This is a genomic window from Lutibacter sp. (assembly GCF_040883305.1).
Taxonomy (GTDB): domain Bacteria; phylum Bacteroidota; class Bacteroidia; order Flavobacteriales; family Flavobacteriaceae; genus Lutibacter.
Window position 1 is genome coordinate 1 of the sequence record NZ_JBFLKT010000417.1, and the last position, 5,254, is coordinate 5,254.

7 protein-coding genes are annotated in these 5,254 nt (G+C 30.4%); 6 read left to right on the forward strand and 1 reads right to left on the reverse strand.

The window, feature by feature from the left end:
* The 6 genes from AB1Z17_RS13470 to ettA form a co-directional block, all read left to right on the forward strand.
* Positions 1–389: T9SS type A sorting domain-containing protein (locus tag AB1Z17_RS13470; RefSeq protein ID WP_368052290.1), on the forward strand; the 389-nt coding region annotated here is incomplete at its 5' end.
* Positions 390–568: 179 nt separating this feature from the next.
* Positions 569–1,099 (forward strand): NADPH-dependent FMN reductase, encoded by a 531-nt coding sequence (locus tag AB1Z17_RS13475; protein ID WP_368052291.1) that lies wholly within the window; start codon positions 569–571, stop codon positions 1,097–1,099.
* A 2-nt stretch (positions 1,100–1,101) separates the two neighbouring features.
* Positions 1,102–1,560, forward strand: a complete 459-nt coding sequence (locus AB1Z17_RS13480; RefSeq protein ID WP_368052292.1) for a MarR family winged helix-turn-helix transcriptional regulator — start codon at positions 1,102–1,104, stop codon at positions 1,558–1,560.
* Positions 1,541–2,263, forward strand: coding sequence for a pirin family protein (locus tag AB1Z17_RS13485; RefSeq protein ID WP_368052293.1), 723 nt, complete (start codon positions 1,541–1,543; stop codon positions 2,261–2,263). Before AB1Z17_RS13480 ends, AB1Z17_RS13485 begins: the two co-directional genes overlap by 20 nt.
* A gap of 132 nt (positions 2,264–2,395) precedes the next feature.
* The gene (locus AB1Z17_RS13490) at positions 2,396–2,572 is read left to right on the forward strand and encodes a CAL67264 family membrane protein (protein ID WP_188704071.1); all 177 of its coding nucleotides are present in this window, start codon (positions 2,396–2,398) and stop codon (positions 2,570–2,572) included.
* Between the two features lie 204 nt (positions 2,573–2,776).
* The gene (ettA, locus tag AB1Z17_RS13495; protein WP_368052294.1) at positions 2,777–4,468 is read left to right on the forward strand and encodes an energy-dependent translational throttle protein EttA; all 1,692 of its coding nucleotides are present in this window, start codon (positions 2,777–2,779) and stop codon (positions 4,466–4,468) included.
* A 174-nt stretch (positions 4,469–4,642) separates the two neighbouring features.
* Here ettA and AB1Z17_RS13500 read toward each other — a convergent pair.
* Positions 4,643–5,254 (reverse strand): Crp/Fnr family transcriptional regulator (locus AB1Z17_RS13500; RefSeq protein ID WP_368052295.1); only part of this gene is annotated, 612 nt, incomplete at its 5' end.

Sequence of the window (5,254 nt, forward strand, 5' to 3'; positions counted from 1 at the left end):
CAGCTAGTGCTAGTACGTCAGATATTGAATACTATATTGAAGCAGAAGCAAATTCAGGTAAAGTTTTGACGCGCCCATTAGTTGCTCCAGATGGTTTTTGGACACTTAAATCAAATAGTACTCTCGGAATAAATGACTGGGCAGAAAATAATATTTCATTACCGTATCCTAACCCAGCTTCTAATATTGTATCATTTAAATTGAATAATATTGGCGATTCTGTAAAAATTTCTATTTATACTATTTATGGTCAGAAATTATTTACTAATAAAGTAAATAGTGGAAATGGTATTATTGAGGTAGATTTAAATGAGGAATGGAAAGGGCTTTTATTAGTTGTTTTTGAAGGTGATTTTGGAAAAGTATCCAGAAAAATAATGAAGATTTAAAAAATTACAGGAAGTCTATATTTTAAGGCTGCTTTGAAAGTGTACGTATCGTCTTTGTTGGCGTTGTTAAACACTTTTAAAGCAGTTTTTTAATAACTAAAAATAATTAATATACCTAAACATTATTTACCTAGGTAAATAAAAATATTTTACTTATATTTGCCTAAATAAATTTTAATATGAAAACAATACTAACAATAGGAGCAAGCACAAGTAAAAAATCAATTAATAAAGTATTCGCAGAATATACGGGAGATTTACTTAACAATTTACAAGTTTTAAAAATTGACTTAAACGATTTTGAAATGCCTCTTTTTTCGGTTGATGTTGAGGCTGAAAATGGTTTTCCGAAAGGTGCAACTGATTTGAATGCAGTAATTGAAAAATCCGATGGATTTATAATTTCTTTTGCAGAACACAACGGAGCATATTCTGCAGCATTCAAAAATGCATTCGATTGGTTATCTAGAATTAACGGAAAAGTTTGGAGAGATAAACCAATGTTGTTATTGGCAACTTCTCCTGGTCCTCGAGGCGGACAAACAGTTTTAGAAATTGCAACGGGCAGATTTCCTTTTAACGGTGGTAACATTATTGGAAGTATGTCACTTCCTTCTTTTTCGGATAATTTTAAAGATGGAGCGTTAGTAGATGAAAAATTAAAATCGAATCTTTTAAAACTTGTAAAAGATTTTCAAAAAGCTATTTAGTTGTGGTAGAGTTTTCTAAAGAAATAAATTCAACATTTCCCAATGAACGAATTAAGGCGTTGTTAAATATAAAGTTTACGGCAAATTATTTTGATACTATTGGAAATACACAGTTAAAACCTTTTAATATTTCGGAACAACAGTACAATATTTTAAGAATTTTAAGAGGAGCAAAAAAAGCTATTACCGTAAAAACTGTAAAAGATAGAATGGTTCAAAAATCGCCAAATGCCACACGTTTAATGGATAAATTGTGTGATAAAGATTTAATTGAACGCTCACGATGTGAAAATGATAGACGTGTAGTTTACGTGAAAATAACTAAAAAAGGACTGGATTTATTAGCAGAAATTAAAATGGATGACTTAGAACATTATCTAACCAATATTTCTGAAAATGAAGCTAAAATATTGAATAAACTTTTAGATAAATTTAGAACATATGAAGACAGAAATATATAGAGCAAATGATAGAGGAACAGCCGATCACGGATGGTTAAAAGCAAATTTCTCATTTAGTTTTGCACATTATTACAATCCAGATAAATTAAATTTTGGAGCTTTACGAGTTTTGAATGATGATATTATTCAAGGAGGAATGGGTTTTGGAACGCATCCACATGAAAATATGGAAATAATTACAATTCCATTAAAAGGTTCGCTAAAACATAGAGATTCTATGAGCAACAAATGGATTCCTATTGAAACTGGTGAGGTTCAGGTAATGAGTGCCGGGAGTGGAGTTCAACATTCTGAAATGAACAATCATTTAACTAAAGAAATTAACTTATTTCAAATTTGGATTCTTCCAAACAAAGAAAATGTAACACCTAGATACGATCAAAAGAAGTTTGATGCTTCAGAAAGAAAAAACAAGTTGCAAGTGTTGGTTTCTTCAATAGATAATTCTGTTGAAGATTCTTTAACAATTCATCAAAATGCAAAAATATCTAGAGTTGATTTGGATAAAAACACCTATTTTAAATATAATTTAACGACTAAATATCAAGGTGTTTATATTATGCTAATAGAAGGGGAAATACAAATTGAAAATGAAATTTTAAACAAACGCGATGCAATTGGTATAGAACAAACAAGTGAAATTGATATTTATGCTTTAGATAAAGCACAATTATTACTTATAGAAGTTCCAATGCGGTTTTAACTTTTTTTTTAACGTTTAATAATGAAACACTTGTAATGTATGCAAGTGTTTTTTTATGCAATTCATTTTAATTTACGATATTTGCAACCTCAATTATTTTTTAAAGATAATTAACTAAAATTTACAAAAAAAATGAATAAAAATACTGTATTAGCTTGGGCTACGGCAATTATGTTAATAGTTGGACTTGGACTTATAGCTCTAGGCGCATTTAGATATAATGAAGTTGCAGGTTGGGGATTTGCTTCTGTAGGAGTCGGTTTTTTTGCAATTGCATGGGTTTTTAACGCATTAAAAGGGAGGGTTTAAAAACTTAGTTTAAAAGTCGAAAGTTAGAAGTGAGAAATGTGAAGTCAAGTTAGAATTACAACGTCTTTACAAGGAAGTGTTTGAAATAAAATGGAAAATACGACTGCGGTAATCTCATTTTTTGAAGTTTGAAAGTCCGATTACTAGATACTCACTACTAGCTACCAAATACTAAAAATTAATAAAAATTAATAACATTATAATATGTCAGACGATAAGAAAGTAATCTTTTCAATGTCGGGTTTATCAAAAACCTATCAAGGTGCAAATAAGCCAGTTTTAAAAAATATTTATTTAAGCTTTTTTTATGGAGCTAAAATCGGAATTTTAGGTTTAAATGGTTCAGGAAAATCTACATTATTGAAGATTATTGCTGGAATCGAAAAAAATTATCAAGGTGATGTTGTTTTTGCACCAGGATATTCTGTTGGGTTTTTATCACAAGAACCTCAATTAGATGATTCTAAAACAGTAATGGATATTGTAAAAGAAGGTGTTGCAGAAACAGTAGCTATTTTAGATGAATACAACAAAATAAACGATATGTTTGGTTTAGAAGAAGTGTATTCAGATGCGGATAAAATGGATAAATTAATGGCGCAACAAGCCATTCTTCAAGATAAAATTGATGCTGCAAACGCTTGGGAATTAGATACTAAGTTGGAAATTGCTATGGATGCGTTGCGCACTCCAGATGGCGATACTCCAATTAAAAACTTATCTGGTGGAGAACGCAGAAGAGTAGCATTATGTAGATTGTTATTACAAGAACCAGATGTACTTTTATTAGATGAGCCAACAAACCATTTAGATGCAGAATCTGTACATTGGTTAGAGCATCATTTACAACAATATAAAGGAACTGTAATTGCAGTAACACACGATAGGTATTTCCTAGATAATGTTGCAGGTTGGATTTTAGAGTTGGATAGAGGAGAGGGGATTCCTTGGAAAGGAAATTACTCTTCTTGGTTAGATCAAAAGTCAAAACGTTTGGCGTTAGAATCTAAAACAGCATCTAAACGTCAAAAAACATTAGAGCGAGAGTTAGAATGGGTGCGTCAAGGTGCAAAAGGGCGTCAAACAAAGCAAAAAGCACGTTTGAAAAATTATGATAAATTAATGAGTCAGGATCAAAATCAACTAGATGAAAAACTAGAGATTTACATTCCAAATGGACCTCGTTTAGGAACCAAGGTAATTGAAGCAAAAGGTGTTTCAAAAGCATTTGGAGATAAATTATTATATGAAGATTTAAACTTTAATTTACCACAAGCAGGAATTGTTGGTATTATTGGTCCAAACGGAGCAGGTAAAACCACTATTTTTAAAATGATTATGAATGAATTAGCTCCTGATAAAGGAGAATTTATTGTTGGTGAAACTGCAAAAATTGCGTACGTAGATCAAAGTCATTCTAATATAGATCCTGAAAAAACTATCTGGCAAAACTTTTCTGACGAACAAGAATTGATTTTAATGGGAGGGAAGCAAGTTAATTCTCGCGCTTATTTAAGTCGTTTTAATTTCTCTGGAAGTGATCAAAATAAAAAAGTTGATACTTTATCTGGAGGAGAACGTAATAGATTGCATTTAGCAATGACATTACGAGAAGAAGGAAACGTTTTATTATTAGATGAGCCAACTAACGATTTGGATGTAAATACATTACGAGCTTTAGAAGAAGGTTTAGAAAACTTTGCAGGTTGTGCAGTTGTTATTAGTCACGACCGTTGGTTTTTAGATAGAATTTGTACTCACATTCTAGCTTTTGAAGGCGATAGTCAAGTGTATTTCTTTGAAGGTTCTTTCTCAGATTACGAAGAAAATAAGAAAAAACGATTGGGTGGTGATTTAATGCCTAAGCGAATTAAATACAAAAAATTGATCAGATAATTTAAAAAATTTGAACCTCTTAGTGTTGGATAAATACCTTCGAGAATCTCAATATTAACTCCGTTCAGTAACTTACTTAGAACTTCGTTCTATGGTTGGTTAATGAGTGGAGTTTAAAAATAAAGTTTGCTTATTTTATTAGTAAATGAAAAGTTAATTTTAAACAGAGTGACACTATATGTGATCTACTATAATTCTATTACGTCTAATTTTAATTTTACCTTCGTTTTCAAGTATTTTTAAAAGTCTGGAAACTACAACTCTAGATGTATTTAAATCGTCAGCAATTTCTTGATGCGTTATTTTTAACACATTGTCTTTCATTATTTTAACCTTGTCTGTTAAGTATTTTAGTAATCTGTCATCTAGTTTCATAAATGCCAGGCTATCTATAGATTCAACCATTTCAAGCAAACGCATATGGTAGCTATCTATAATAAAATGCCTCCAACTTTCATAATTTTTAAGCCATTGATCAATTTTATCAACTGGTATAAATATACTTTCGGTTTCTCTTTCAGTAACACCTCTAAAAATACTTTCAGTTTTATGCAAGCAGTTTATAAATGAGATTGCGCAGGTGTCTCCTTTTTCTAAAAAATAAAGAGCAATTTCATCTCCTTTATCATCTTCACGAATTATTTTAACAGCACCACTTAAGATTAATGGGATATGTGTCATTTTATCACCAATATCAATAAGTAACTCATTACTTTCAATTTTTCTTAAAATACCATTTTCAATAATTTCATCAATTAATTTTTCTTCAAAAATAGTTGCATAATG

Bases quoted from the DNA above. Each gene is read 5' to 3' on its own strand.
- AB1Z17_RS13475 (WP_368052291.1), top strand. From the start codon at position 569: ATGAAAACAATACTAACAATAGGAGCAAGCACAAGTAAAAAATCAATT.
- ettA (WP_368052294.1), top strand. From the start codon at position 2,777: ATGTCAGACGATAAGAAAGTAATCTTTTCAATGTCGGGTTTATCAAAA.
- AB1Z17_RS13485 (WP_368052293.1), top strand. From the start codon at position 1,541: ATGAAGACAGAAATATATAGAGCAAATGATAGAGGAACAGCCGATCAC.
- AB1Z17_RS13490 (WP_188704071.1), top strand. From the start codon at position 2,396: ATGAATAAAAATACTGTATTAGCTTGGGCTACGGCAATTATGTTAATA.